24 protein-coding genes are annotated in these 26,819 nt (G+C 70.6%); 9 read left to right on the top strand and 15 right to left on the bottom strand.

Annotated elements, in window-relative coordinates; translation table 11 throughout:
• The first annotated feature begins 320 nt into the window (after positions 1–320).
• Positions 321–2,327 (top strand): beta-propeller domain-containing protein, encoded by a 2,007-nt coding sequence (locus tag ACGF4F_RS02660; RefSeq protein WP_393074169.1) that lies wholly within the window; start codon positions 321–323, stop codon positions 2,325–2,327.
• Between the two features lie 47 nt (positions 2,328–2,374).
• On the opposite strand, the gene ACGF4F_RS02655 is transcribed toward ACGF4F_RS02660, so the two are convergent.
• Both ACGF4F_RS02655 and ACGF4F_RS02650 read right to left on the bottom strand, forming a co-directional pair.
• Positions 2,375–3,169: an SCO2525 family SAM-dependent methyltransferase gene (locus tag ACGF4F_RS02655; RefSeq protein WP_357442858.1), complete on the bottom strand. Its 795-nt coding sequence runs from the start codon at positions 3,167–3,169 to the stop codon at positions 2,375–2,377.
• A 364-nt stretch (positions 3,170–3,533) separates the two neighbouring features.
• Complete coding sequence (locus ACGF4F_RS02650; protein WP_393074165.1) at positions 3,534–4,187, bottom strand: GNAT family N-acetyltransferase; 654 nt, start codon at positions 4,185–4,187, stop codon at positions 3,534–3,536.
• A 201-nt stretch (positions 4,188–4,388) separates the two neighbouring features.
• Here ACGF4F_RS02650 and ACGF4F_RS02645 point away from each other — a divergent pair, with 201 nt between their 5' ends.
• Together ACGF4F_RS02645 and ACGF4F_RS02640 are read left to right on the top strand one after the other, a co-directional pair.
• Positions 4,389–4,685, top strand: coding sequence for a hypothetical protein (locus tag ACGF4F_RS02645; protein WP_393074162.1), 297 nt, complete (start codon positions 4,389–4,391; stop codon positions 4,683–4,685).
• Positions 4,686–4,813: 128 nt separating this feature from the next.
• Entirely contained in the window at positions 4,814–5,449 is a 636-nt protein-coding gene (locus tag ACGF4F_RS02640) for a hypothetical protein (protein ID WP_393074159.1), read from the top strand.
• Between the two features lie 53 nt (positions 5,450–5,502).
• Here the strand turns inward: ACGF4F_RS02640 and ACGF4F_RS02635 are convergent, their stop codons facing one another.
• Positions 5,503–7,146, bottom strand: coding sequence for a RecQ family ATP-dependent DNA helicase (locus ACGF4F_RS02635; RefSeq protein ID WP_393074156.1), 1,644 nt, complete (start codon positions 7,144–7,146; stop codon positions 5,503–5,505).
• A gap of 151 nt (positions 7,147–7,297) precedes the next feature.
• Here ACGF4F_RS02635 and ACGF4F_RS02630 point away from each other — a divergent pair, with 151 nt between their 5' ends.
• On the top strand, positions 7,298–8,590 hold the full coding sequence (locus ACGF4F_RS02630) for an exo-beta-N-acetylmuramidase NamZ domain-containing protein (RefSeq protein WP_393074153.1): 1,293 nt from the start codon (positions 7,298–7,300) through the stop codon (positions 8,588–8,590).
• A 167-nt stretch (positions 8,591–8,757) separates the two neighbouring features.
• Here ACGF4F_RS02630 and ACGF4F_RS02625 read toward each other — a convergent pair whose 3' ends face one another.
• Positions 8,758–10,419, bottom strand: coding sequence for a carboxylesterase/lipase family protein (locus ACGF4F_RS02625; RefSeq protein WP_393074150.1), 1,662 nt, complete (start codon positions 10,417–10,419; stop codon positions 8,758–8,760).
• Positions 10,420–10,493: 74 nt separating this feature from the next.
• Between ACGF4F_RS02625 and ACGF4F_RS02620 the strand changes: the two genes are divergently transcribed.
• Both ACGF4F_RS02620 and ACGF4F_RS02615 read left to right on the top strand, forming a co-directional pair.
• Positions 10,494–10,652: a hypothetical protein gene (locus tag ACGF4F_RS02620; protein WP_357442843.1), complete on the top strand. Its 159-nt coding sequence runs from the start codon at positions 10,494–10,496 to the stop codon at positions 10,650–10,652.
• Between the two features lie 41 nt (positions 10,653–10,693).
• The gene (locus ACGF4F_RS02615) at positions 10,694–11,980 is read left to right on the top strand and encodes an MFS transporter (protein WP_393074146.1); all 1,287 of its coding nucleotides are present in this window, start codon (positions 10,694–10,696) and stop codon (positions 11,978–11,980) included.
• Positions 11,981–12,041: 61 nt separating this feature from the next.
• Here the strand turns inward: ACGF4F_RS02615 and ACGF4F_RS02610 are convergent, their stop codons facing one another.
• The 10 genes from ACGF4F_RS02610 to ACGF4F_RS02565 all read right to left on the bottom strand — a co-directional run bounded on the left by ACGF4F_RS02610 (position 12,042) and on the right by ACGF4F_RS02565 (position 21,050).
• On the bottom strand, positions 12,042–12,416 hold the full coding sequence (locus ACGF4F_RS02610; protein WP_357442839.1) for a VOC family protein: 375 nt from the start codon (positions 12,414–12,416) through the stop codon (positions 12,042–12,044).
• 134 nt (positions 12,417–12,550) lie between these two features.
• On the bottom strand, positions 12,551–13,090 hold the full coding sequence (locus tag ACGF4F_RS02605; RefSeq protein WP_357442837.1) for an OsmC family protein: 540 nt from the start codon (positions 13,088–13,090) through the stop codon (positions 12,551–12,553).
• A gap of 14 nt (positions 13,091–13,104) precedes the next feature.
• Positions 13,105–13,731, bottom strand: a complete 627-nt coding sequence (locus ACGF4F_RS02600; RefSeq protein WP_357442835.1) for a VOC family protein — start codon at positions 13,729–13,731, stop codon at positions 13,105–13,107.
• Between the two features lie 22 nt (positions 13,732–13,753).
• Positions 13,754–14,362, bottom strand: coding sequence for an alkylhydroperoxidase domain protein (locus ACGF4F_RS02595; protein WP_357442833.1), 609 nt, complete (start codon positions 14,360–14,362; stop codon positions 13,754–13,756).
• Positions 14,363–14,445: 83 nt separating this feature from the next.
• Positions 14,446–14,961, bottom strand: a complete 516-nt coding sequence (locus ACGF4F_RS02590; RefSeq protein ID WP_393074141.1) for a CMD domain protein — start codon at positions 14,959–14,961, stop codon at positions 14,446–14,448.
• Positions 14,958–15,992 (bottom strand): putative FMN-dependent luciferase-like monooxygenase, encoded by a 1,035-nt coding sequence (locus ACGF4F_RS02585; RefSeq protein WP_393074138.1) that lies wholly within the window; start codon positions 15,990–15,992, stop codon positions 14,958–14,960. The genes ACGF4F_RS02590 and ACGF4F_RS02585 overlap by 4 nt, the downstream gene beginning before the upstream one ends.
• Positions 15,989–17,608 (bottom strand): dipeptide ABC transporter ATP-binding protein, encoded by a 1,620-nt coding sequence (locus tag ACGF4F_RS02580; protein ID WP_393074135.1) that lies wholly within the window; start codon positions 17,606–17,608, stop codon positions 15,989–15,991. The genes ACGF4F_RS02585 and ACGF4F_RS02580 overlap by 4 nt, the downstream gene beginning before the upstream one ends.
• Entirely contained in the window at positions 17,605–18,456 is an 852-nt protein-coding gene (locus ACGF4F_RS02575) for an ABC transporter permease (RefSeq protein ID WP_357442821.1), read from the bottom strand. Before ACGF4F_RS02575 ends, ACGF4F_RS02580 begins: the two co-directional genes overlap by 4 nt.
• Positions 18,453–19,397: an ABC transporter permease gene (locus ACGF4F_RS02570; protein ID WP_393074131.1), complete on the bottom strand. Its 945-nt coding sequence runs from the start codon at positions 19,395–19,397 to the stop codon at positions 18,453–18,455. Before ACGF4F_RS02570 ends, ACGF4F_RS02575 begins: the two co-directional genes overlap by 4 nt.
• A gap of 15 nt (positions 19,398–19,412) precedes the next feature.
• Complete coding sequence (locus tag ACGF4F_RS02565) at positions 19,413–21,050, bottom strand: TIGR04028 family ABC transporter substrate-binding protein (protein WP_393074128.1); 1,638 nt, start codon at positions 21,048–21,050, stop codon at positions 19,413–19,415.
• 553 nt (positions 21,051–21,603) lie between these two features.
• On the opposite strand from ACGF4F_RS02565, the gene ACGF4F_RS02560 reads away from it, so the two are divergent.
• From ACGF4F_RS02560 to ACGF4F_RS02550, 3 genes are all read left to right on the top strand, one after another.
• Positions 21,604–21,993, top strand: coding sequence for an MmcQ/YjbR family DNA-binding protein (locus ACGF4F_RS02560; protein WP_357442811.1), 390 nt, complete (start codon positions 21,604–21,606; stop codon positions 21,991–21,993).
• A 48-nt stretch (positions 21,994–22,041) separates the two neighbouring features.
• On the top strand, positions 22,042–22,485 hold the full coding sequence (locus tag ACGF4F_RS02555) for an MmcQ/YjbR family DNA-binding protein (RefSeq protein WP_357442808.1): 444 nt from the start codon (positions 22,042–22,044) through the stop codon (positions 22,483–22,485).
• Positions 22,486–22,711: 226 nt separating this feature from the next.
• A complete protein-coding gene (locus tag ACGF4F_RS02550) occupies positions 22,712–23,737 on the top strand; it encodes an alpha/beta hydrolase (RefSeq protein ID WP_393074124.1) in 1,026 nt (341 codons plus the stop codon).
• 75 nt (positions 23,738–23,812) lie between these two features.
• On the opposite strand, the gene ACGF4F_RS02545 is transcribed toward ACGF4F_RS02550, so the two are convergent.
• The gene (locus ACGF4F_RS02545) at positions 23,813–26,455 is read right to left on the bottom strand and encodes a M36 family metallopeptidase (protein ID WP_393074122.1); all 2,643 of its coding nucleotides are present in this window, start codon (positions 26,453–26,455) and stop codon (positions 23,813–23,815) included.
• Between the last annotated feature and the right edge of the window lie 364 nt (positions 26,456–26,819).

Raw genomic sequence — 26,819 nt, 5'->3', positions numbered from 1 at the left:
CCGAGCCGTCGGAGTGGACATCGAGGGGCGGCCTTGGTCAGACGGGCGCCCTGAAGGTCACGGGGCTGACGCATGGCCGTCGAGCTCAGCCGGGCCGCCCCTAGCCGAGCCGCCCTGATCGACCTCAAGTCCCGCGCGGCCCGACGGTGAGTCGAGGCTCCCCGGCGTCATCGATCGGGTAAACCTCCACGCGCGGGCGGTTCGCTAGGAACCCGGCCCGGGGCGGACACGTCATAGGCCACATGACGGGTAGCAGCGTCCACGTCCCCCATCGAACCGCCGCCACCGGCGTCCTCCGAGGCATGGCTCAAGCCCGGGCCATGCGAGCGATCCTGGTCGTCAGCCTGTCCCTGGTCGCCGGCTGCACGGCGGAACCGGCCGCCGCGCCACCACGTGACCGGGCAGTGCCGGCCGGCGGTTTCCGGCTCGTTGCCTTCGACTCCTGCGCGGAGGCGCTGCGGCAGCTCAAGACAGCTGCCAAGGCGTACGTCGGGCCCTGGGGGTTCGGCCCGAACGGGGACCTGCGTGCCGCGAACGGTGCGGAACGGGCCGGGGCGCCCGCCACAGCGAAGCAGGCGAACCCGGCGCCCGGGGCTGGCGCCCCCGGCTACTCGGGCACCAACACCCACGAGGCCGGAGTCGACGAGCCGGACCTGGTCAAGACCGACGGCAAGCGGATCGTCACCGTCAACCGGGGCAAGCTGTACGTGATCGATCCGGCCGCCCGCCGGCTGACCGGCGAACTGGAACTGGTGCCCGGCGCCGACGGGTTCGGTGGCGCCGAGGACAGCCTGCTGCTCCAGGGCGACCGGGCGCTGGTACTGCTCCGCGAGGGGTGGGCCTGGACGGCGAAACCCGCCGCCGCTGCGGGCGGCCGCACGGCGCCAGCGGACGGGCGTCCCGTCCCGACGTCGGAGGACCTCGTCGGCCCACGGCTGATCATGGTTGACCTCTCCGGCGCGCCGAAGATCATCGGCGAATACCGGATCGACGGGAGCCTGGTGGACGCCCGCCAGGTGGGCACGACGGTTCGTGTCGTGGTCCGCTCCGCGCCTCGGCTGGCCTTCCCGTACCGCGAAAAGGTCACCGACGCGCAGCGCACCGCCGCCAACCGAGAGACCATCGACAACGCCACCGCCGACGACTGGCTGCCCCGGTACGAGATCACCGCCGGCGGGCGGACCAGCACCGGGCGGGTCGGCTGCGATCGGGTGAGCCGGCCGGCCAGCTACTCCGGCACGTCGCTGGTGACCGTGCTCAGCTTCGACCTGGGTGCGGCCACGCTCGGCGCCGGCGACCCGGTCACCGTGCTGGCCGATGGCGACACCGTCTACAGCAACGAGCAGCGGCTGTACGTCGCCAACGATCAGCGCTGGCGCGTGCTGCCGATGCTGACCAGGCGGAACACCGCCCCCGATCCCAAGGACGAGACCACCGAGATCTACCAGTTCGACACCTCGGGCGAGGGCGCCCCGCGGTACCTCGCCGCCGCGACCGTGCCAGGCTGGCTGATCAACCAGTACGCCATGTCGGAGTGGGACGGGCACCTGCGGGTGGCCACCACCAACGGCCGCACCTGGGGCGACAAGCCAGACTCGACCTCCAGCGTGTACGTCCTGCGCACGGACGGCACGACGTTGACCCAGGTCGGCAAGGTCACCGGACTGGGCAAGGGCGAACGTATCCACGCGGTGAGGTTCGTCGGCGACGCCGGGTACGTCGTCACCTTCCGGCAGACCGACCCGCTCTACACCGTCGACCTGCGGGATCCGACAGCGCCGAAGGTGAGCGGCGAACTGAAGATTAACGGGTATTCGGCGTACCTGCACCCGGCCGGCGAAGGGCAACTCCTCGGCGTCGGGCAGGAGGCGACGGACCAGGGCCGGGTCCAGGGCACCCAGCTGTCACTCTTCGACGTCTCCGATCCGGCCAAGCCGACCCGAACCGCCCAGTACCACGTCAAGCAGGGGAACTCCGAGGCGGAGTTCGACCCGCACGCGTTCCTCTACTGGCCGCCCGAACGCCTGGTCGTGGTCCCACTGACCGTCTACGGAGGCGCCGTGCGGCCTGGCACGGCCAACGGCCAGAGTGCCGCCGGAAGGCCGGGTCCGCCGACCAACGTGGCGCTGGCGCTGCGGGTCGGCGACGGCGGATTCACCGAGGTCGGCACGGTCGACCACCCGCTGGGCACGGGGCGCCCCGAGGATCTGATGCCGATCCGTCGGTCACTGATGGTCGACGGAGCGCTCTGGACCGTCTCCGACGCCGGCCTCAAGGCCACCGACATCTCCACGATGAAGACCCTCGGCTGGCTGCGGACGGCGTGACGGTCGCCGCGGCCCACGCGCTACCTCATCCGAAGCTCCGCACTGCTTCAGCCGCGGGTACGACCCGTGGCCAGCAGCATGCTCAGGTACCCGTCCCGCAGCGGCGGCGTGGGCGGCACCTCGTGGACGTTCAGGTCGTACGCGCCGGCGGCGATGCTCGCCACCACGTCGACGCGCTGCAGTTCCACGGCCGGGAACCAGCGTTGGCCGACGTGGTAGCCGCGGGAGCCGAGCATGAACGCCACGGCGAACGGCGAGCCGGGCTGCAGGGCACTGAGAAATCGGCCCACGGCGTGCTGGAATTCCGCCCGGTCGGCCGATATCGAGCAGGCCACGAAGAACATGGTGCCCGCGTCCCAGGTGCGCCTCGGCAGGTCGAAGACGCTCGTTTTCCGTACCCGGCCCACCTGCGCCAGGCGGCCCCGCGGGTCGGCCAGCGCGGAATACGTCGGGTGCTCCGCGCAGACCTGCCAGTACGGATCCCACAGCTCGTCGTAGCCGTCGATCTGCGTGCGCAGCCAGCCCACGTTCGACGCCGACCATTCACACAGGTCCATGACACGCGCGAACGGCAGAAGCGACAGCGCCGGGTAGAGATTGGCCCCCGACCCCACATCCACGCAGCGCACGTCGGAGAGTTCCGCATCGGCAAAGAAATCTCTGGTACGGCAGAGAATTTCGCGGTCATCGGCGCGCAGCGCCGAATAGTTGTGCCGAAGATAGGCGTGGGAATCGAAGCTGTCCCACTCGACCTCGGAATTGGCCGGCCGCTCGGACTGGGTTGGTGGCGGTGGGGTTGACGACGCGCCGCAGCCACTGCCAACTGCCGGCGTCAACGCCATGGATATGCCTCCATCGGTGTCGGCGGATCACTCTGGTCGTCGCCCCGGCGCGCTCAGCCCACCGCCCATTGTGTATCGAAGGTGGTACCGACTGGCAAGTGGACGGACGACATCACCCACCGGGGGGCGACATCCGACTAGGAATCCGATTGCCGGTCCACGGGAATCGGTCAGATTACCGACAGCGCGAGCACCGCCGCGACGGCGACAGCGCCGATCCCAACCCTGCTCCCCCGGTCCCGGCTCGCACGGGCCGCCGCCGGCCGTTCGCGGCAGTGCTTGTCCGACAGGTCGTCCGACAATCCAGGCCTTCGTCCGGCCGACCGACGTCGAGCACGCGGGCGGCGGCTCTGAGCGGATGCCATCAAAGGCCGAACATGGGGCGACAAGCTGCCATGCCGTCAACTCTTACCTCGGGCCGCTCCTGCTGAAGCCACCTCTGCCTGGTGAGCCGTAGGCGGTCCGACACGACGGCCTCGCCGCCGCGGGCGTCGACCGAGATGCCGTCGGCCTCGTAGCCGAGCTTGCGGGACACTCGTTGTGAGGCGTGGTTGTCCTGGAACACCTCGGTCAGCGCCGCACGTGCGTCGAGGTGATCGAAGGCCAGCGTAAGCAGACCGACCCGAGCCTCGGTTCCGTAACCCTTGCCCTGGTGTTCGATCCCCAGCCACGAGGACGTGGTGACCTCCCGAACAACCACGAAATCGCGTGCTCGAAGGGTGACCACGCCGAGCGGGTTCCCGTCGTGAAAGACGGCGAGCCCGAGGCGCCACGCTGCCACGCTCCACCCGGCGAGCTGGTCCCAATGTCCCTGCAGCACGAACCGCGCCCGATCCTCGGGACTGCCGTCGGTCCACGGGGTCAGGAACGGACGCTCGTCGGCCCGGTGCACGCCGTCGGCTGCCAGCCGAGCGAGTGCCGCGAGTTCCTCCTCATGGGGCAGGCGGAGTTCGAGTCGTGGCGTGTAGATGGTCAGGCCGTACTGGGGCCACAGGTCAGCAAGCACGGACCCGATCATGACGACTGGGCCGACGCCACGCTACCGAGTGTCCGCAGGCCAGTGGACGATCCTCCGGACCGCGGTACCGGCGTAAGGGGCCAGTGATAATTCCGAAGCTACGCTTCGCAGGTGACTACTGAGGGAACTCGCCGTCCGGTTTCGCAGTCCCTCCCCAGAGCCCGCAGTGGACCGAGACGGGTTGGCTGGGCGGCGCTCGCGGTGTTCCTCGTCGCGTTCGCAATCTTCGAAAGCCTCAAGTACGGCCTGGCGACCACAGCCGCTGCCCTGGCGTTCTTCGCGCTGCCCGACCTGGCGCGGCTCGCCGGCCTTCGTGCGCCCGGGCTGCTCTACCAGGCCGTGCACCGGGTGTGGATTCCGCTCGTGGTGCTGGTCGCCTACACCTTCGGGCCGATCGTGTGGCCGCCGCTCTTCACCGCCGCTCTCGGTTGGCTCGCTCGCATCGCCGTCAATCGGGTGTTCCCACGCACCCCACTGGCCATCGATAGTCCTCGGTAGTTGCCCTGAACTGGGCACCACCGCGGCAAGCGCTCGCACGCCGGGGAAGACCGAGCGGTCTCGTCGTGGCTCCGATCCGCCGACCAGGCAGCCGGGTTGATCGACTGGCATCGCGCACAATGCTTGCCATGGTGCGGGGGCATGATCGCGTGTGGTGGGTGGCGGCTGGACCGGTCGTCGGGATGGCGTTGGGTGCCGTCGACTCGGTGGTGAACCATGTGCCGATCTGGCTTGGCGAAGTCGGCACTGCGCGCGCCGAGCGTGGTGGCTGGTCGCAGACCGCAGAGTTCGCGAGTCTCGTTCTCGACGCCGGATGGGCGTGGGCCGCGACGGCGGTGCTGGTGGGCTGGTTGGTGAGCGGGCACACCCGACCCGTTGCGGGGTTGCTGCGTGGGGCGGTAGCCGGGGGCCTCACGTTGGCGTTCGCCACCACCGCTTACTACGGCATGGACGTGCTCTTCGACGGCGACCCCTGGTGGGGCATGGCGACCCGGTACTGGCTGATCAGCAGGGTGGTGCTCGGCCCTGCGCTCGGGGTTGCCGGCGCGTTGATCGGGCGACCCGGTCCGGCCGGGACGCTCGCCGCCCTACTGGCGCCGGCCGGCGCCGCTCTGCAGATGGTGATACTGCCGCCTCCGCCGGAGAGCTTGATGGCTCAGCCGGTGCGGCTGACCGTTTGGGCATCGGCGGCGGTAGCCACTGTGTTGATCATCCGAGCGAGGGGTCGTCGTGGGATTCTGGCGCCGTCCGTCAGGCCGCGCTGAGGCGGGTCCACCCAACGGTCAACCCGGTTCGCCGCGGCGAACAGCCAGTGGACTCAGCGGCGGCTCACCTCGAGCTCGAGCAGGCCCTGGGTCTGCACGACCGACACCGACAGAGTCTTGTAGCCGACATCGTCGAAGAGCACGGTCATGCGGTCCTTCTCGTACCCGAGCACCACGCCGGGTCCCCACTTGGCGTGCCGCACCGTGCTGTGCAGCGGGTACGGGCCGTCGTCCGGGATCACCTCGGACGTGCCGCCGGCACAGTTGTCGCAATGCCCGCAGGGCAGGCTCAACTGCTCCCCGAAGTAGCCCAGCAGCGATTGCATCCGGCAGCCGGGAATCTCCGCGAAGCGGCGCATCATGTCGGTGCGGGAACGCTGCCCGACCTGATAGCGGGCGTATTCGGCCACCGCCTGCCGCGCCGCCTCATCGGGCAGGGGCGCGTACCGAGGGACGGTGAGCTGTCCCCTGAGGCCGGTCGCCACCGCGCCGACCTGCTCCAGCAGACTGAGGTGGCTGGCGAGCTTGCGGGCGCCCAGGCCGGTTGCCGCCGCCAGCGCGGTGCGCGTCATCGGGCCGCCGTGCAGGGCTGCTGCGACCGCTCGTAGCTCGGGCAGGTCGGGTGCGCCGCCGGTGAAGAAGCGCTGCAGGGCGACGTCCTCAGGTGGCCGGTAGAGCAGCAGCGCCCGGGCTGCTTCGCCGTCCCGCCCTGCCCGGCCGATCTCCTGCAGGTAGCTGTCGGGTGAGTCGGGCAGCGCCACGTGCGCCACCCAACGGATGTTCTGCTTGTCGATGCCCATACCGAACGCCGACGTGGCGACCATGATCGGCACCCGGTCGGCGAGGAAGTCCTCGTGGCGGCGGTGACGCACTCCCGCCGCCATCCCCCCGTGGTACGCCTCGGCGGGGAAACCCGCGTCGGAGAGCCGCTCGGCGAGTTCCTCGGCGGCGCGCCGGGTCGGCACGTACACGATGCCCGGCGGGTCGGTCTCCTTGAGGAAGGCGAGAAGCCTGCGCCAGCGGTAGTCCTCGCTGGGGCAGTGCGTGGCGGTCACGAAAAGGTTCGGCCGGTCCAGCCCGCCGAGAACAACTCGCGGCTTGCGCATGCCGAGGCGCGCGGTGATGTCGTCGCGTACCGGCGGCGACGCGGTGGCGGTCAACGCCACGACCGGCGGTCGCCCCAGCTCGCGGATGAGGTGGCCGATGCTCAGGTAGTCGGGGCGGAAGTCGTGCCCCCACGACGAGATGCAGTGCGCCTCGTCCACCGCCACCAGTGCCGGACGCAGCGCGCGGACCTCGGCCAGCCGCTCCGGCGAGCTGAGCTGCTCCGGGGTGATGAACAGGAAGGTCGCGGCACCCGAGCGCAGCTCCGCCAGGGCGGCGGCCTGTTTGCCGGGGCTCTCCGCGGAGCTGATTCGAACCGCGCGCAACGCCGGATCGTCGCGCTCGTTGAGGTTGCCGATCTGGTCCTGTTGCAGCGCCAGCAGCGGTGAGATCACCACGGTGGGACCGCGCAGCAGCGTCGCCGGAACTTGGTAGATGGCCGACTTTCCGCCGCCGGTGGGCAGGACGACGAGCGCGTCGCGGCCCGCCAGCAGCGCCCGCATCGCGCGTAGCTGCGCCGGGCGTAGCTTCTGCCAGCCGAAGTGCCTGCGGGCGGCGCGGCGTAGCCGCAGGGCGCGAAACATGAACATCATTGCCGCGCATGTTAGGTCGTCGATCCGCTGCGGCTGGTGGCGGGTGCACATCCGGCTACACCACCGCGGCGCAGGATTGTAGGTATCCTTCCTTGACTGACCGTGGTGCTGTAGCTAAGTTTCGATGAACTGAGCTGCTTGGAGGCACCCTATGGAGCGCAGGACCTTCCTCACCGGAGCCGGGGCGGTCGCCGGTGGCGCCCTCGCCGGGACCTTGGCCAGCGCACCCGGCAGCGCCGACCCGGGGATCCGCCGGATCGAGACGGGCCTGGACGTGCTGGTGCGCTCCGGCTTTGCGGAGCTGCGCGGGCAGCAGGTGGGAGTGATCTCCAACCCGACGGGCGTCGACTCCGCCTACCGTCACCTCGTCGACCTGATGCACGGCTCGGGCCAGGTCGACGTGGTCGCGGCGTTCGGCCCGGAGCACGGCTTTCGGGGCTCGGCCCAGGCAGGCGGTAGTGAGGGCACCGGCACCGACGCGCGGACCGGCATCACTGTCTATGACGCGTACGGCGCCTCGCAGGCCAAGTGGGAGGCCATGTTCACCCAGTCCGGGATGGACACCGTGGTGTTCGACATCCAGGATGTCGGCGCGCGTTTCTACACCTACATCTGGACCATGTACACCTCCATGCTCGCCGCGGCTCGCGTCGGCAAGCGGTACGTCGTGCTCGACCGGCCCAACCCGATCGGCGGCCGGGCGTACGGCCCGATGATGACCCCCAGCTACACCTCTGGTGTGGGGCTGAAGGAAATCGTTCAGCAGCACGGCATGACCGTCGGCGAACTGGCCCGCTTCTTCAACGCCGAGTTCCTGCCCGCCGAGGTGGGACGGCAGGTCGACCTGCACGTGGTGCAGTGCCGGCACTGGAAGCGGAGCATGCTGGCGGCCGACACCGACCTGCCCTGGGTCATGCCCAGCCCCAACATGCCCACCACGGACACGGCGCTCGTCTACCCGGGCACCTGCCTCTTCGAGGGCGTCGCGTCGATCACCGAAGGCCGGGGCACCTGCCGGCCGTTCGAGCTGATCGGCGGGCTCGCCACCGACTTCGACTACCACTGGAGTGACCGCCTCAACGCTCGTGACCTGCCCGGAGTCGAGTTCCGGGAGGCGTACTTCTCGCCGACGGCCGCCGGCCAGAAGCCGGCGCTGCTCAACAAGCTCTGCGCCGGCGTTGAGGTGAAGGTCGTGGACCGGGCCGCCTACGACCCGATTCGCACCGGGGTGGCGCTGCTGGTCGAGGCGCGGAAGTATCCGGCCTTCGCCTGGCGGCAGGACGCGTGGGACGCACAACGGCCGTACTGGATCGACAAGCTCACCGGATCGCCCCGGCTGCGCACGATGATCGACGCGGGTGCTGACGTGGACGACGTGGTGGGCGCGTGGGCCGACGAGCTGGCCGCCTTCGACCGGCAGCGCCGGCCCTACCTGCTCTACTGATCGAGCCAGTCACGATCGTCGCCCCGATTGATCGACGGGAGACAGGTCTCCACCCGGCAGCAGGGCAATCGCCGTGGATGTCGCGCGCAATGACCTGGCGCAACCGCTGGCGGGCGCGGGTGGCGCGGGGTCGGCGAGATCTGCGCCAACCCCGCGCTTCCAGATCCTCAGCCGTACAGCGACTGCCAGAAGTCGTAGTGGTGGGTGCCTTTGGCGTCGATGGGCCGGACGGCATCCGGGCTCAGGGACAGCACATGCCGCCCGTCATACCGAGCCCAGATCGGTGCGCCCGGAGTCGTCGGGTCGCCGGTGTACGCGAATCGCGTCCAGTAGGCGATCATCTGCTCGGCCAGCGCCTGCTGGGCGACGGACAGCGGCTGGGCGTAGCCGACGGTGAACAGGTACGGCAGTTCCGCGGTGTGGAAGGCGCCGAGCGGAAAGCTGGGCGGGTTCGCACCGACGAAGAACGGCGCGTGCCCGTCGCCGAACTCGTACACGTATGTCGGGGTATGACGGGCCAACGCGGCAGCGGTGTCCAGGGTGGACCGGACCCAGACGGCATCGGTGAGCGCGGCGCCCAGAGCCTCCCTCGGTGACGGGTACCTGCCGCTCGGATAGCGGGCCGCGACCTTTCCCGCATTGCGGTGCCACTCCTGACGGAGCTGGTCGAGGTACTGGGTGTCGGTCAGCGGGCACTCCTGCGGCCGGCCGGGCAGGGTCGGCACCCCCGGGCCGCAGCTCGCCCCGGACACCTCCAGGCCCCACACGCGTAGCCGCTCCTCGTCCCGGTTGTAGCCGTGGATCACGGGTACCCGGTGGAACCGGCCCGTGGCCAGCGCCTCGGCCGGGTCGGTCGGCAGGATCGGGCCGCCCAGCACGGGTCCGAGGTCGGGTAGCGACGCCGTCGCCGTCAGCAGCTCGTCGACCGGCGTTGCCCGCAGGCACGCCGCGGCGGTGGCCACGTCTGAGCAGCCGAGCGACCTTGCCAGTGCCAGCCCTTCCTGCTGTGCCACCGCCCGCGGTCGCGGCGATGACGTGGTGGCCGGGGTCCACCCTGCGGTGCACGGCCCGCTCTGCATGATCACCTTGTCGAACAGTCCCGCCGACGCCGGTGAGGCCAGGTGCGCGCAGCTGCTGAAGCTGCCAGCGGACTGCCCGAACAGGGTCACGTTGCGCGGGTCGCCACCGAAGGCCGCGGCGTTGTGGCGCACCCAGCGAAGGGCGGCCTGCTGGTCCTCCAGGCCGAAGTTGCCCGATCTGGCCGCGCCGGCGTCGAAGGCCTGATGGGCGAGGAAACCGAGTGCGCCGAGCCGGTAGTTGACGGTCACGACGACGACATCGCCGCGGGTCACCAGAGCCGTCGGGGTGTAGATGTCGCCTGCTCCGTAGGTGAGGCTGCCGCCGTGCAGCCACACCATCACCGGCCGCAGCCGGGCGCCACCGCCACGTGGTGTGGTCACGTTCAGGAACAGGCAGTCCTCTGTGGTGCTCGGCCGGCCCATCGGTATGCCGGCGGGCTGGGCGCACGCGTTGCCCGGATTCGTGGCGTCGCGCACCTCCGTCCACGGCGTGGGAGGCTGCGGTGAGGCCCAACGCAGCTCGCCGACCGGCGCCGCCGCGTACGGAATCCCCTGGAAAGACCGGTAACCGCCGGTGACCACGCCCCTGATCGGGCCGCTGTCTGTCACGACGACGGCGGAGGCGCCGCTGCCCGTCGTGGGGCCTGCGGTCGAAGGCGGCGCGAGCGCGATGGCAGCGGCGGCCAGTGCGCTGAGAGCGGTGACCGCGATCAGCGCGCCGCGCGCCAGCCGCGATGACCGACGTCGCACCCAAACCGGCTCAGGCGAGTGGATCATGTTCGTCATACCGTCGATCCAACCCGGCGCCGGCCGGCCGCTCAGGAGTGTCAGCACCTCAGCACTGGTGGTGCCAGCACCACTGGCCGCGCGGCTCCTACCTCGGCTACCACGACGCATACCGGCTCTTCGTTACCGGGTCCACGCCCTACCTCGCCGGCACCGACATCACCGGGGCCCACCAGCGCCCGGTCGGGGTGGTGTGATCCAGCAAGCGCCGTGGCACGAGGGGTGAGGGGCGAGGCGGATGATCGTTGCCAGGAATCGTCGGTTCGGCCTGCTGTGGTGCAGCACTCTGCTGTCCAACCTGGGTAACTGGCTGATGGTCGTCGCGGTGCCGGTCTACGCATACACGATGACCGGCTCGACGATGAGCAGCGGCCTGGCCTTCGTTGCCCAGACGCTGCCCGCGGTCGCCTTCGCCCCGCTGGCCGGGGTGCTGGTCGACCGGTGGGACCGTCGCTTCGTCATGGTCGGCGCGGACCTGCTGCGCATGGTCATCGTCCTGGCGCTGCTCCTGGTCGACGATCCCGGCATGCTCTGGCTGCTCTACGCGGCGATGTTCGCTGAGAGCGCCGTCGGGCACTTCTTCCAGCCCGCAGCCCGGGCCGTCGTCCCCACCATCGTGGGCCGGGGCCGGGACCTCGAGGCGGCAAACGCCTGGAACACCGTCGCGGGTGGGATCGTCCGCCTCGCCGGCGCGCCTGTCGGCGGCGCGCTCTACGCGATCGTGGGCTTCGACGGGCTGGTGCTGATCGACTCCGCGACGTACGTGGTCTCCGCCGTGTTGATCTTCGGCATGGGTCGCCTGCGGGCGGACGAGCGAGACCACGAGCAGAAGGCGGTCTCGTCCTGGCTGGTTACGTTCCGGGGCCAGGTCCGGGACGGTCTGGCCTTTCTCCTCGGACACCGTGTGCTTCGCGGGACGCTGGTCGTCTCCAGCCTGTTCCTGCTGGCCAACGCCGCTCTGAATGTGCTCCTCGTGCCGTACGTCATCAGCGTGCTCGGCGGCGACGCCGGTGATGTCGGTGTCCTCATGGCCGCGCTGGGTGCGGGCTTCCTGGCCAGTGCGTACGCCGGGAACGTCCTGTCGCGCAGCGGGCGGCTCCGGGCATCGGTCACGGGGTGCCTGCTGGCGATCGCCGGCTGCTTCGCCGGGCTGTTCCTCGTCCCCCACTTCGCTGCCGCGGTGGTGTTCATCGCGCTGGCCGGTGTGCCCGGTGGTGCACTGCTGATGCTGGCTCAGGTGCAGGTGCAACGGCAGACACCAGACCGGCAGCTCGGCCGGGTCAGTTCGGCCTTCTCCGCGGCGGAGATGGCCGCGACGGTGGCCGGCGGCGCGATCGGCAGTGTGGCCGGGCAACAGCTACCCCTCACCCTGGCGGTCTGGCTGGTCATCGTCGTTCTCGCCGTCAGCGCGGTAGTGGCCGTGCGGCTACTACCGTCCCGCGTCATGACTGAGGTGGCGGTTGCGGGGCAACGGGAAACGGTGGGCGGGGAGGCCGTGAGCTGGCCCGAGAAAGCTGCCGGTTGAATGGTCCGGCGAAAGCCGCCGCCGGAGGGCGTTCGGCATCCGGCATGGTGCGGCCGGTCAGCTAGGTGCCGCGCTCGGCCTCGCCCCGTTCGATGCAGAACTCGTTGCCCTCAGGGTCGAGCAGAGTGACCCAGCCGCGTCCATCAGCGGTGCGGTGGTCCTCGTAGATCTTCGCCCCGAGGGCGACGATGCGCTCCACCTCGTCGTCGCGGGTCCGCTCGGTCGGCATCCAGTCGAAGTGGATCCGATTCTTCGCTGTCTTGCCCTCGGGCACCTGGATGAACAGGAGGCCGGGAACGGGTGAGGGCGCCTCGATGAGGACCTCGGCGTCACCCGGCTCGTCCAGGTCCGACACCGGCCACCCGGTGACGTCGCTCCAGAACGTCGCGAGGCCATACGGCTCGGCACAGTCGACGGTCACATGGCGGAGGATCATGCCGCCAACCTTAGCTGGGCAGGCATAGCAGGTGAGTTGCCCGAGTTGACGACGACGGATGTGCCCGGCCCCGGGGATGTCCAAGGCCGGGCACGGTCGGCTGACCCCGCGGTGCTCGTGAAGCTATCCCTAGCTCAGGCGGCGAGTTCCTCGGCGGCCGGACTCACCCGGGCCACCGAGCCGTTGATCTCCTGCGGGTTGCGGAGCAGGTTGAGAATCGGGCACACCCGTTGCACCTCGGCGTGCAGCCGGGCCAGGTCCTCGTCCGTGGCGGGCGAGGCGACCTGCACCTGGTAGCGGAAGTTGTAGGGATAGACGGGCGCGTCGACGTTGTCGGGCGCCTGGCCACGTGGGTCGTACTCGGCCTGCACGTCGACGGCGAGCGAGTCGAGGGGGATCTTCAGCTCGGCCGCCTTGATGAGGAAGATGTGGGTGACGCAGCTGCCGAGCACGCCGGCCTGCAGTTCCGGCGAGCCGGGGCCGAGGTCGTATCCGGCGAGGTCGGGGCGACTGTCGCTGATGATCTGGAAGTCACGGATCCGGATGCGGCGCACGCCGCTGCGTCCTTCGGCGGTGACTCGCGCCCGCAGTGGGACCGGGCCGGTGTTCGCGGACTCGCGTCGGGCGGTCAACGCCGCCCGCTTCTGGGACAGGTACTCACGCAGGTTGCTCATGGTCTGCTTTCTTGTCAGCGCAGTGTCACGGGACCGCGCGGTGTGTCCAGCAGGGCCCGCAGCCCGTTCTCGGGCCCGGCGGTCACCTCGAGGGTGACGCTGAGGGCGGCGAGGTCACGCTGGACGGCCGGTGGGTCCGGATGGGTGGCGGTGAATGAGGTGAGGCGCAGTTGCGGCAGCGCGGCCCGGGCGGGGTGCTCGGTGCCGGTCCAGTCGATCAGGAACGGCACCAGCCCGTCCGCGGCTGGGGCCGCCTGCCGGGTGAGCCGCCAGGACAGCAGGACCCCGTCGGGCCGGCGGCGCGACAGCGGGTGGATCTCCCCCGGGTCGTACCCCCGTTCGCGGGCCTCGGTGACGGTCTTGTCGAGGTCGTCCGGGTGCACCGCCCAGGTCACGAGACGCGGCTCGGTCAGCCGGTCCAAGCCGAAGGATCGGGGCGGTTCGGCAGGGTCGGCGTCCGGGTCCGGGCCGATGATCTCGAGGTACGAGGTCGGTCCGAACCCGACGAGGTAGTTGGCGGTGCCGCTGGGGTGCCGGCCGCCAGGCACCGGGGAGATTCCGGTGCGTGCCGTGAACTGGGCGACGCCGGCGGCGAGGTCGGGCACCGCGTAGACGAGATGGTCGAGCAGGGGTTCGGTCATGTCGTTGCCTCTCAGGTCGCTGTCACGCGGTCGGCGGTGGAGTGGGCTCCCCGAGGGAGAGCATGAGCCGGTTGGCCCAGTTGAAGAAGGCGGCCGCGTGCAGCAGATCGCTGATCGCCAGGTCGTCGAGGCCGACCGCGCGCAGCGCCTCGATGTGCTCGACACCCAGCGCGCTCGGTGTGGCCGTGAGCGCCGCCGCGGCATCGACGAGTGCCCGCCAGCGCTCGTCCTGGGGTGCGTCGACGCCCTGGTCGAGCAGGCGCTGCACGTCCTGCGGGCGGTGCGAGTAGTGGGAGGCGAACCGGGCGTGCACGGAGGCGCAGAAGACGCAGCCGTTGCGGCGCGAGGTGGCCGTCGCGGCGAGTTCCCGCTCCGCCCGCGGCAGTCCGCCGCTGGCGTTGTAGAAGATGTCCTGGTCGGTCTTCGTCCGGGCCTGCAGGATCTCCGGGTCCCGGGCGAGCAGCAGGAAGTACGGCGAGCGGGCACGGGCCTTGTCGACCAGGGCCGCCCGGTGGACGTCGGTGAGCTCGGCTTCGGTGAGCGGGGCGAGCCACGGGGTCCAGCCGAGCTGGTCCTGGGTGAAGGCGAGTGGCTGCTCGGTGGTGGGACGGTCGAGCACGGTGTCGGTCACGATTGGGGTCCTTTCCCGGGCGCGGCCAGCAGCCGGAGGCCGGTGACCACGCGTACCTGGAAGCTGAGGAAGGCGATGAGCTGCTACAACGTCACCACGTCGGTGGTGCTCCAGCCGGCGTCGAGGAGTGCCTGCAATGCCTCGCGGCTCGCCTCGCGTGGTCGGAACACGAGCAGGTGGGCGTGTTCCAGCGCGGCGGCGAGGCGCGCGTCGAGTCCCTCGCGGTCCACCGCTTGGTAGACGGGCCCTGCCACGCTCTCCGCGGCGTGCGGACCTGGCGCGGGATAGGCGCCGTACGGGCCGCTGGTGCGGGCGGCGTCGATCTCGTTGGCGATCACCGCGGCCAGGCTCGGGGTGTGCTCCGCGAGTCTGGTGGCGTAGAAGTCGGCGGTCGGGGCGTCCTGGTGCAGGCCGGTGACGAACGCGGCGACGGCGAGCCGTTCGGTGGTGCTGACGTCGCCGGGCAGGCGCGGCGAGAAGAGTGCCTCGTAGCTCGCCTGCGCGTTCGTGCGGGCTTCGGGCCGCTGGTGGCGTATCTGGTCGAGGTGGGATCCGGGCTCGATGCCGGCGAGGTGGTCGATGACGTCGGTAGGGCTCATGTTCTGCTCAGTTCTGTTGACGGGTCCGGGATGGATGGTGCCCAGCCGAGTGCGGGCGCGACCTCGGTCGCGAGCAGCTCGATGGAGCGGAGGACGAATGGGTGCGGCGGGTCGACTGAGTGCACCTGGAAGACCAGGTCGGTCGCCCGTTGGAGGGTCGGGTCGGCCTGCAGGCTGGCGAGAACGTCGTCCGGGGTGCCGACGTGCACGTCGAACGCGGCGATGAGCTGCTCGACGCCTCCGTCGGGTACCGGGTGGCCCTTCGCCTTGAACTGCCGAGCGGCGCGGCCGAGTCCGGCCTCGGCCAGGCGCAGCGCCTCGGCGCGGCTGTCGGCGACGAACGCCGTACGCGACGCCATGATCCGTGGCAGCACGCCCGGGGGCAGGTTTTCGTGGTAGGCGTCGACGATCGGGCGCTGGATCTCCGCGAGCGTCGCGTGCGGGGCGTCCTCGGTCCGTGGCTGGGTCCGCGAGAGCATGAGCCCGTTGCCGGCCTTCCCGGCGCGCGCTCCTCCACTCACCGAGAAGGTCGCTTCCCAGATGGCGCCGAGCAGGCGCGGCGCCGCCGGGTAGAGGTGGTTGGCTCCGTCGCTGAGGGGGCGCCCCGACCAGGCGTCGACGAGCACCCCGAGGTGCTCGGCGTAGACGGCGGAGCGGTTGGCGCTGTCCTGTCCGAAGGCGCTGAACGACGACGGGGTGCCGCCGTTGCCGACGCCGACTTCGAGCCGGCCGCCGCTGAGCAGGTCGAGCACCGCGGCGTCCTCGGCGACGCGTACCGGGTTCTCCAGCGGCAGGGTGATGATGCCGGTGCCGAGGCGGATCCGGTGGGTCTGTGCGGCGATGTGGCTGAGGAACACCAGCGGCGCCGGCAGCCCACCTTCGGCCTCGTCGAAGTGGTGCTGGGCCACCCAGGCCGAGTCGAATCCGTACGCCTCGGCGTGCCTGATCTGCTCGGCGGCCAGCCGGTAGCGCGCGTCCGCGGGAGCGTCGTCGAGCAGCCGGGTGAAAAACCCGAGTCGGGGCCGGCTCATGCCACGAGGTCCGCGACGATGCCGGGTACGGCGGCCAGCAGTTCGCGGGTGTAGTCGTGCCGCGGGGTCTGGAAGACCTGCTGGGTGGTTCCGGTTTCCACGATGTGCCCTTTCCTCATGACCGACACGGTGTCGGAGACCTGCCGCACCACCGAGAGGTCGTGCGAGATGAACAGGTAGGTCAGCCCGAGTTCGCGCTGCAGCCCGTCGAGCAGGTCGAGGATCTGCGCCTGCACGGTCACGTCGAGCGCGGACACCGCCTCGTCGAGCACCAGCACCTGCGGGTCCACGGCCAGCGCCCGGGCGATCGCGACGCGTTGGCGTTGACCGCCGGACAGCTCACGAGGCTTGCGGTCGAGCACCGTCTGCGGCAGGGCCACCCGGTCGATGAGGTCGCGTACCCGTCTGCCGCGGCCGGCCCGGTCGGTGAGCCGGAAGTTGCGCAGCGGCTCGGCCACGATGTCCTCGATCGACTGCCGGGGATCGAGCGAGCCGGCCGGGTTCTGGTACACCAGCTGCACGCGGCGGCGCAGCTGGCGGAGTTCCTCGCCGCGCGGCCGCGCCACGTCGGTGCCGTCGATGGTCACCGACCCGGAGGTCGGCGTGGCGAAGCGGGCGACCATGCGCGCCGTCGTCGTCTTCCCGGACCCCGACTCGCCGACCAGGGCGTGCGTGCTCCCCCGCTGTACCTCGAACGACACCCCGTCGACGGCCCGGAACGGTGTGCGTCCGATCTGGAACTCCTTGACGAGGTCCCGGACGATGATGGCGTACGACGTGGCGGTGGAGCTGCCGGCGTCGGCGGCCCGGGCCGGCGAACGGAAGGGCCGGGGCGTCAGCGACGGGGCGTCCCGGAGCAGCTGCCGGGTGTATTCGGCTTCGGGGTGGGCCAGCACGGCGCGGGTCTCGCCCTGCTCCTCGATGCGCCCGCCGCGCATGACGACGAGCCGGTTCGACCGCTCGGCGGCGACACCGAGGTCGTGGGTCACGAGGAGCAAGGCGGTGCCGAACTCCGCCCGAAGGTCGTCGATGAGGTCGAGGATGCGCCGCTGCACGGTGACGTCGAGCGCGCTGGTCGGCTCGTCCGCGATGATCAGCTGCGGTTGCCTGGCGACGGCGATGGCGATGAGCACCCGCTGGCGCATCCCTCCGGACAGCTCGTGCGGATACTGCCGGGCGCGTAGCTCGGGATCGGGCAGCCCGACCCGGGTGAGCAGTTCGACGACCCGCCGCGAGATCGTGCGCCGGTCGCCGTGCCGGTGGATGCGCAGCACCTCGCCGACCTGCGCGCCGATCGTCTTGACCGGGTTCAGCGAACTCGTCGGATCCTGCGGGATCAGGCCGACCTGAGCGCCGCGGACCGACTCCAGACGCTTCGACGACCAGCCGGCGATGTCGGTGCCGTTGAGCAGGATCTGGCCGGTGTCGACGGACCCGTTCGCCGGCAGCAGCCCGATGATCGCGTGTGCGGTGGTCGACTTGCCGGACCCGGACTCGCCGACGATCGCGAGCACCTGGCCCGGCTCGACAGTGAGGGAGATGCCGTTGACCGCCCGGTGGACCTGGTTGTGGGTCCGGTAGGAGACGGTCAGGCCGCGTACCTCAAGCAGACTCATCTGTCCTCCCGGCCGATCGAGCGGCTGATCCGGCCGGCGGCGAGCACGACCAGGACGACGACCACGCCCGGCAGGGTGGTCAGCCACCACGAGGTGGCCAGGTAGTTGCGGCCCTCCGAGATGAGCAGTCCCCACTCCGGGTCCGGTGGCTTCGCGCCGTAGCCGAGGAAGCTGAACGTGGAGATGGCCAGGATCGCGGAGCCGAACTGCACCGCGGCGAGCGCCACGACGGGACCGAGCGAGTTGGGGAGCACGTGCCGCCACAGGACGCTGGAGAAGCGGCCGCCGCTGCCGAAGGCGGCCTCGACGTAGTCGGTGCGCCGGACCCGTACCACCTCTGCTCGGGCCAGCCGGGCGAAGGCCGCCACCGAGCCGATACCGACGGCGATCGCCACGTTGATGGTGCCGGAGCCGAGCAGGATGATGGCCGTCAACGCGAGCAGCAGCCCCGGGACCGCGAGCAGCACGTCGACCACCCGCATCACCAGCTCGTCGAGGAGGCCGCCGACCGAGCCTGCGAGCAGACCGAGCAGCGTGCCCACCACGAGCCCCACCGCGACGGCGACGAACCCGCCGGACAGGGAGCGGGCGGAGCCGTGCACGACGCGGGCGAACAGGTCCCGGCCCAGCGCGTCGGTGCCGAACAGGTGCGCCGCGCTCGGCGCCTGCAGCTTCTCCACCGGTACCCCGTTGATCGGGTCGTGCCCGGTGAACAGGTCCGGCACGATCGCCCACAGCACGACGACGGCGATGGCGAGCCAGGCGAGCGCCAGCCCCGCGGGAGGCAGCGGCACAGTCCGGCGGGCACGGGCTGCGGCGGGCCGGAGAACGGCGGGTTCGGCGGTCATCCGGTGACCCCGACCTTCGCCGTCAGCCGCGGGTCCAGGACCGGGTACAGCAGGTCGACCACGAGGTTGACCAGCACGAATACGGTCGCCGAGAGCACCACGACGGCCAGCATCACCGGAGTGTCCTGGGCGGCGACCGCCTGCTCGGTGAGGCGGCCGATGCCGTTGCGGCCGAAGACGGTCTCGGTCACGACCGACCCGGCGATGAGTTCGCCGAAGGTGACCCCGGCGATGGTGAGCGTGGGCAGCAGCGCGTGGCGGGCGACGTGCCGCCAGAGGATCCACCGCCGCGATGCGCCCTTGGCGGCCACCACCGCGACGAACGGCTGCGCCTGCACCTGATCGAGGCTGCGGGCCAGCACCTGGGCCAGCGGCGCCGAGATCGGTACGGCGAGGGTCAGCACGGGCAGGATCAGCTGCTCGAACTCGGTGCCGCCGATGACGGGCACGAGTTTGAGCTGGAACGAGAACACCTGGATCAGCACGATGCCCAGCCAGAAGGTGGGGATCGAGATGAACAGGGGCGGCAGCGCCAGCAGCGCGCCACGGATCCAGGCGAGCCGGCTGTGGCTCGACACGAAGGCGACCGTGACGGCGAGCAGCACGGCGACGGCGAAGCCGAGAGTGGCGAGCTTGGCCGTCGCCGGCAGGCCCTCGGCCAGTCGGTCGAGCACCGGGGTGCCGATGTCGATCGAGAAGCCGAAGTCAGCGTGCAGGAAGCCGTGCAGCGTGTGCAGGTACCGGGCGAGGGCCGGCTCGTCGCTGCCGTACAGCTGGCGGATCTGCGCGATCTGCTCGGGCGAGAGCCCCAGTTCGGGGTTCTGGAACTTGATCAGGATCGCGTCGCCCGGCAGTAGTTGCAGCAGCACGAAGCCCGCGGTGAAGGCGGCCCACAGCACGAGCACCGCCTGCCCGACCCGGAGGGCGAGATACTTGGTCATGAGCCGCCGTCCGCCCTACTTGTCCTTCTTCGACAGCCACACGTTGTAGAAGCTGGGCCGCGCGACCGCCTCGAAGCTGACGCCGTGCACGTACGGCGCGGCACCGTACACCTGCGGCTCCTCGAACAGCGGGATCGCGTAGCCCTGCTCCACCACGTACCGCTGGATCTCGGCGACCTTCGCGTTGCGCGCGTTCTCGTCGACGAGGGCGGACTCCTCCTCCAGCAGCCGGTCGAGCTTCGCGTCGTTGGACAGCAGCACGTCCCGGTTCTTGGTGTGGAAGTGGCTCTTGATGACGTCCTGGTCCGCCCGGCCCACCATCGAGTGGGTGATCGGGGTCTTCTCGGCGTTCTTGAGCTCCGCCGCCTGGGTGCCGGAGTCCGCCGGTCGGACGTCGAGCTTCACCCCGATCCGGGTCCACTGCTGGGCGACCAGTTCGAGGGTCTGCTTCGACAGCGGCTGCGGGCCGGAGACGAAGACGCTCAGCTCGAGCTTGCGGCCGTTCTTCGCGCGGACGCCGTCGCCGCCCCGGACCCAGCCCGCCTGGTCGAGCAGCGCGTTGGCCTTGGCAGGGTCGTAGGCGAGCTGCGCGGACAGGTCCACGTACCCCGCGGCGAGGTGGCTGAGCACGGAGGTCGCCACCGGGTAGCTGTCGGTGAACAGCGTCTCGACGACCTCCTTGGCGCTGGTGCCCGCCTGCAGCGCCTTACGGACGTTGACGTCCTGCAAGATGCTGTTGGCCGGCCGCAGGTAGAGCCCGTTGTTGACGCCACGGGTCGGTTCGGCGTAGATGCGGTAGCCGGCGGCCTTCACCGTCGCCTCGTCGTACGCCTGCACGTAGCGCACGTAGTCGGCCTGCCCCGAGGTCAGCGCCCCCACCCGGACGTTGTCCTCCGGCGTCACGACGATCTTGATCCGGTCGAGGTAGGCGCGGCCCTGATGCGGGAAGGACGGGGGCGCCCAGTTGTAGTCCGGGCGGGCGACCAGGTCGATCTCCTTGTCGATGACCTGGTTCGCCACGGTGAACGGTCCCGAGCCGATGACGTTCTTGAGCTGGCACTGCTCCTCGTACGGCAGTGAGATGGTCTTCTTCGACACCAGGCCCGCGCCGATCACCGAGGTGCCCTGCAGGAATCCGGGCGACGGCTTGTTGAAGTGGAACTTCACCGTGCCCTTGTCGACGACCTCGCTGCGCTCGTAGTTGTTGACGAACTCGGCCACTGGAAGCTTCCGTTCCTGGTCACCGAGGCCGTAGACGTCGTAGTTCGCCGCCACGGTCTCCGCGTCCAGCGGGCTGCCGTCGCTGAAGGTCACCCCCTCACGCAGGTGGAAGGTGTATTCGGTCGCGTCGGTGTTGATCTCCCACGACTTCGCGATCCACGGCTCGATCTTGAGCGTCTTCGGGTCCTGCCAGGTGAGTTTGTCGGTGAGCTGATTGAGCACGCCCCCGTTCGGGTAGAAGCCCGCGGCCGGCAGGTAGAGGCAACTCGGCGGCTGGTGTTCGAGGTAGACGAGCGTGCCACCGTGGACGGGGTCGCCGGCGGCATTCACATCGCCGAGCGGGCCCCGGTCGGAGCAGGCGGTGAGCAGCCCGGCCACGGCGAGGGCGGCAGCCCCGGCCGCCGTGACGGACCGGAACCTGGATCGTGACATGCGTAATGGCCTTTCGTGCAGGCAGAGAGGATGCGCGGAGCGGGATGGCGGATTCAGACGCTGGGCAACGGCTCGCACCGGGGCCGCCCGGTGTGGTGTGCCCTGGGGGAAAGCCGGCAGAGACCAGGAGCTGGCAGCCGCCGGGCGACGGGCGCGGCGACTGCCGCTCATGCAGGGACCGGCGGGACCGACTGCGCGAGCGGCTTGCTGGCTAGGCGATCAGCGCGGACACAGCGCGCTGCAGGTGCGCTGATGGTCGACGTAGCGCCGCGCGACCAGGGAAGTCACGGTGTGCTTCCCGGTCACCTGGTGGCTGCTACGGATCACGGTCAGGAAGTTATCCCATAGGGTTAGTAGGAAACAAGTCCTGCTCGCATCCTGAGACGCGGGAAACTCCAGGTAACCGGCCCCGCCACTGAGCCCCGCCTCAGCCGGGCAGCTCCCCGTATCCGCGAGCCCGCACCGCCGACGCACCACCGGATCCCGCATCCCCCGCCGCCCGGCCGTGCTCTCGTAAGCTGAAGCCACCCCATCCGACCGCTCCGGAGGCATCGTGGCCATCGACGAGGAAAGCCTGCTCGATGAGATCCGCCGGATCTGCGCGGCCTTCCCGAGCGTGACCGAGCGCCCCAGCCACGGCGCGCCGACCTGGTTCATCCGCGACAAGACGTCCTTCGTCATGCTGTGGGCGGACGGGCATCACCACAACGTCTTCCCCCACCTGTGGTGCGCCGCGCCGCCCGGCGCCCAACAGGAACTCATGGCCGCCAACCCGCAGGTCTACTTCCGGCCGCCCTACGTGGGGCACCGCGGCTGGATCGGGGTGCGGCTGGACCAGGACGTGGACTGGGCCGAGGTGGCGGAGGCCTGCGAGGAGGCGTACCGGGCGACAGCGCCCAAGCGACTGCTCGCCGAGCTGGACAATCGCCCGGCGACCGGCTAGCGACGCTCGCGGCGGGAAATGTCGGAGGGCGCCGCTACCGTTTCTCCCGTGACCAGCCCTGGCGACGTACCGTCCGAACTCCTCGACCGGCTGCGGCCCATCTGTCTCGCGCTGCCGCAGGCCTACGAGGAGCCGGCCTGGGTGGGCGTGCGCTGGCGCATCCGCCAGCGCACCTTCGCCCACGTGCTCACCGTCGACCCCGACCACCAGATGGCCTACGCCCGAGCGGCGGGCACCGACGAGCCCGTCTGCGTCCTGACCTTCCGGTCGCCGGTCGACGAGGTGCACGCCCTCGTCGCCCACGGCGACCCGTTCTTCAAGCCCGACTGGGGCGCCGACGTCCTCGGCATGGTCGTCGAGGAGGCGACCGACTGGGACGAGGTCGGCGAGTTGCTCACCGAGAGCTACTGCCTGCTGGCGCCCAAGAAACTGGTGGCCCAGGTGGCCGCTCCGGCCGAACAGCCGGCTCCCGGCCGACCCGCTCGCGGCTGACCGAGGCGCCCGGCGATCACCCATCCCGGGGTACGCCCGGGCGGGTCTCCCCCGGTTCTCCAGGGCCACTCGTCGCGCGAGATCGGCCGGTCACCGCTCGCGCCTGCGCCCTGACCGCTCGTCCGCGGTGAAGTCCTTCGCCCCACGCCATCGACAGGCAACGATCAGGATCGTTCCGCGTCGAGCAGGAACGTTCGCGGACCTGTCACGGTCAGGAGGACAACCAATGAAGAGATCATCGGCTCTCGGCATCGCCGTCGCGGTCGGGCTCGCGCTCGCCGGGCTGTCCGTGCCGGCAAACCCGGCGGTCGCGGCGGCGACACCCGCCGTCGCCGCCCCTGCCCAGGCCTCCGACGGCGCGTACGTGGCGCAGGAGATGGTCGTCGGCCCGCGCCTGGTCGATCTCACGATCCAGTCGCCGGCGCTCGGCCGGGCCGCCACCGTGCGCCTGCTGACGCCCGACGGCTGGGAGCAACGGGCGCGCGGGGACCACTGGCCCGTGCTCTACCTCTTGCACGGCTGCTGCGACTCGTACGTCAGCTGGACCCGCTCCACGGATGTCGCCAGCATCCCCGAGCTCAGGGACGTCCTGGTCGTCATGCCGGAAGCCGGTGCCGCCGGCTGGTACAGCGACTGGTGGAACGGAGGCCGCGGCGGCTCCCCGGCGTGGGAGACGTTCCACCTGAGCGAGGTGCGCCAGATCATCGAGCGCGGCTACGGGGCGGGCCCGAAGCGGGTGGTGGCGGGCCTGTCGATGGGCGGCTTCGGGGCGATGTCCTACGCCGCCCGCAACCCGGGCATGTTCCGGGCGGCGGCGTCCTTCAGCGGCGTCGTGCACCCGTTGCGCGACGTGTCGTCCTGGCTGCCGTTCTTCGCGCGCACCGGGCTGGACCCGTACGCGCTCTGGGGCGACCCGGTGGCGCAGCTGGACATCTGGCAGGACCACGACCCGTACTACCTGGCCAAGCGGCTGCGGCACACGGCGCTCTTCGTGGCCACCGGCGACGGCACCGCGGGCGGGCCGTTCGACGCGCCGGAGCGGACCGACGGCCTGGAGGCGCTGATCCACCAGGAGAACGTCGACTTCGTCGAGCAGCTACGCGAGCAGGGTGTCTCCGTCACGACCGACTTCTACGGTCCCGGCAGCCACAGCTGGCCGTACTGGCAGCGGGAGCTGCACCGGTCGCTCCCGATGCTGCTCGCCGCGCTGGAGACGGGGCGCGGCGTGCTGACCCACGCCCCTCAGCACTGAGGTCGGTCGGCCTGCAACGGCCGGAGGGAGCGTTCCGATCGGAACGCTCCCTCCGGTTTCAGCGGGTGTTACCGGCTAGCTGATGAACTTGAAGTAGGCGCGGTACTGGAATCCGTTGTCGAGGGTCAGGACGAACTCGCGGCAGGTGCCGGCCCAGGACGGGTCGGTCTTCCACGGGTAGTTGTACTGACCGGGCGTGCTGACCGACAGCGAGGATCCGCCGGGGTTGCGGGCCGCGACCGGGGTCGGCCGCGGGGTGGTCGCCCCGCTCGGGTTGACGGTCTTGAGGGTGTCGCAGTCGACCAGCCGCGAGTACGGCGAGCCGCTGGCGAGGATGTTCAGGCCCCGGTCGGCGGCGAGCTTGAACTTCATCGGTGCCGCGTCGCCGGCGACGACGGTGTTCAGCGCCGGCTGCGCCGAGCGGCCGACGAAGTCACCGCGGCAGGACGGGTGGGTGTCGAACGCCTCGCTGTTGTCGTCCCGGGCGGTGGTGCCCTGCACCGCGCTGTAGCCCAGGCCACGGCGGGCGAAGGAGCCCCAGAGGATGCAGGCGTTCTCCCCGCCGGTGAGGGCGGCGTCGGCGGCGATGATCGCGTTGCGGCCGGTCACGAAGCCCGGGCCGCAACCCTGGAGCTTCAGCCCGTCGATGACCAGCTGCAGCGCCAGGTTGTTACCGCCGGTGTTCCACCCGTCGTAGATGTTCGGGTTGAAGCCGTGGCGGTCGATCAGGTTCCAGGTCATGTCCCACAGGACGGAGGTCCAGCCGTGGCCGATGCCGTGCGGCGCGGCCAGCGAGGTGCCGTTGAGCCAGCCGCCGGTCTTGATGCTGTCGTAGGTGAACGGCTGGATGTCCATGTTCCGCGAGTACGGCCGCGGCCGGATGCCGCCGCCGTGCCGGTCGTCCTGGAACAGCACGTACGGGCCCATGCCGCGCTGCCCGTCGGCCGTGTCGAACTTCGGGTCGAGCAGCATGGTGAGCGCGACGTAGTCGCTCCAGCCCTCGCCCATCTGCTCGTTGCCGGTCAGGCAGTTGACCGTCGGGCCACCGGTGAGCCGGTTGGAGATGCCGTGGGTGTACTCGTGGATGATGACCCCGGCGTCGAGGTCGCCGTCCCGGATGCCCGGGTGGTTCGGGTGCATACGCACCGAACCGGTGGCGGTGCCGGCGGCGATGGCGGCCTTGATGGTGGCGCCGTCGGCCTGGGTCACGGCGACCGCCGGGATGGTGACCGGCGCGGTCGTCATGGCGCCGGTGAGCACCGGCGCGGTACCCGTCGCGTTGTGGGCGACGACGAGCGCCTTGGCTCCGGCGGCCTGGGCGACCTGGGCGCGCTGGAGGTAGGTGCAGGCGGTGGTGCCGCCGTCGACCACGCTGATCCAGCCGCCGGAAGGCAGCGTGGCGGGGTACGCCGCGGCGGTGCAGCCGGTGCCGGCGTAGACGAGCTGGTGCCCGGCCAGGCCAGCCTTGGTGGGCGCCGGCGTGAACCGCGACCACGACGCGTCGAACGAGCCCACACCGTCCACGACGACCTGGTTCGGGCTGCCGAACTGGGTGCCCGGCCACAGGTACATCTGCATCCGGGGGGTGCCGCCGTCCATGGCCGGGGTGGAGAAGTTGGCGTTGTTGGTGCCGCCGCCGTCGGCCGCCTCGGCGCGGACGTAGTCGCCGCCCGTGCCGCCCCGGCCGTAGTTGTTGGCCTGGAAGTTCCCCGACGCCTCGTCGAAGCCGTAGCGGTGGGAGATGTCGTGGACGATGTTGTTCCAGTAGAAGAGGTTGGCGGTCGCCGCCTCCCGGTAGTTCTGCGCGTGCTCGCCCAGGTCCAGCGGGAAGTCGAAGGTCAGGTTCGCCCCGCCGTCCGGGCTGCTGCCGGCGTCCGGCGCGTTGTTGTTGTCCTGGTCCTGGTAGGCGTGGACGTTGTTGCCCTGGGTGGTGGTGTGCTCGGCGCCGGCGGCGCCGTTGGTGTCGTGCCAGCCGTGCGGGGACGCGTCGCCGTCCGCCGGGTTGGTCACCAGGGTCCGCGGGCCGTCGTTCGGGCTCTCCTTCGGGGCGTTGAACACCCGGTAGCTCGACCCGTCCTGGACGGGGTTCGGCGAGCTGGGGTTCGCGGCGCTGAGCGGCGGCGCCGACGTCGCGGTGCGGCCCAGGTTGTTGGCGATCTCCGCCGTGTCCTCGTGGGTGGTCCAGTCCTCGGCGTCGAGCAGTTTGCCGGTCTGGGCGTCGACGCTGGCGTTCCACAGGTGGGTGTCGGAGGAGTCGTCGATGACCAGCTGCCAGGCCAGGCGCAACCCCTCGTCGGTCGGCTGCCAACCGAGCTTGGCCGGGATCGGCTGGTCGGAGATGCCGCTGCCGGACACCACCGTCCGCTGCGCCGCGCCGCCGCTGCTGCTCATCACCTTCGGGTTGGCCGGATCCGCGAGATCGAGGCCGTCGGCCGCGGCCTGCACGGCCTCGACCGCGTCCAGGGAGACGGCGCCGGAGGCCTTTTCCGACAGGCCGGACACCAGAGTGCCAGCGCCACCGACGAAGACGACACTGCCGTCCCGGGCGATGCTCACCGTCGTCACGGCCCCGAACACGTCGAGGTCCTTGTACCGCTGAGCCAGGTTGACGTGGGTGACCCCGTTGTGGCGGCTGGTGGAGCTCGACGCCACCACGAGGTCGGACAGGTCACCGGCGGCGACCTTGAAGTCGTCGGGATGAGCCCGCAGATAGGCCATGGCGATGTCCTTCGCCGCGCCTTCGTTCGGGCCGGTCAGGAAAATCGGATTCTTCGGACCAGGCCCATCAGGCTCAGCCCAAGCCGGTCCCGCGGTCAACGACGTCGTAGCCGCGACCAGGGTCGTGGACAGCAACAACGCGGCGTTGCGACGACCACGGGACGGACGCCAATGCAGAGGCACCGCTGCTCCTTTCGGGGGTTGGAAAAGACAGCACGGAGCGCCGATCCACCACCGCCACCGGGCGGCCCGCCACGCCCATCCGCGGCGCTCGCCCGGCCTTCACGTTCAGTAACCAGACCCGTGCGAGGTGAATTGCATCGACGCTACGGTGCCCTTTACCAGCCGATCATCCGACGAGTGG

Origin of the sequence: Micromonospora sp. NPDC047740, from assembly GCF_043204735.1 — a bacterium.
Lineage (GTDB): Bacteria > Actinomycetota > Actinomycetes > Mycobacteriales > Micromonosporaceae > Micromonospora.
The sequence above is the reverse complement of the archived record's forward strand: the minus strand, read 5'-3'. Positions and strand labels throughout refer to the sequence as shown.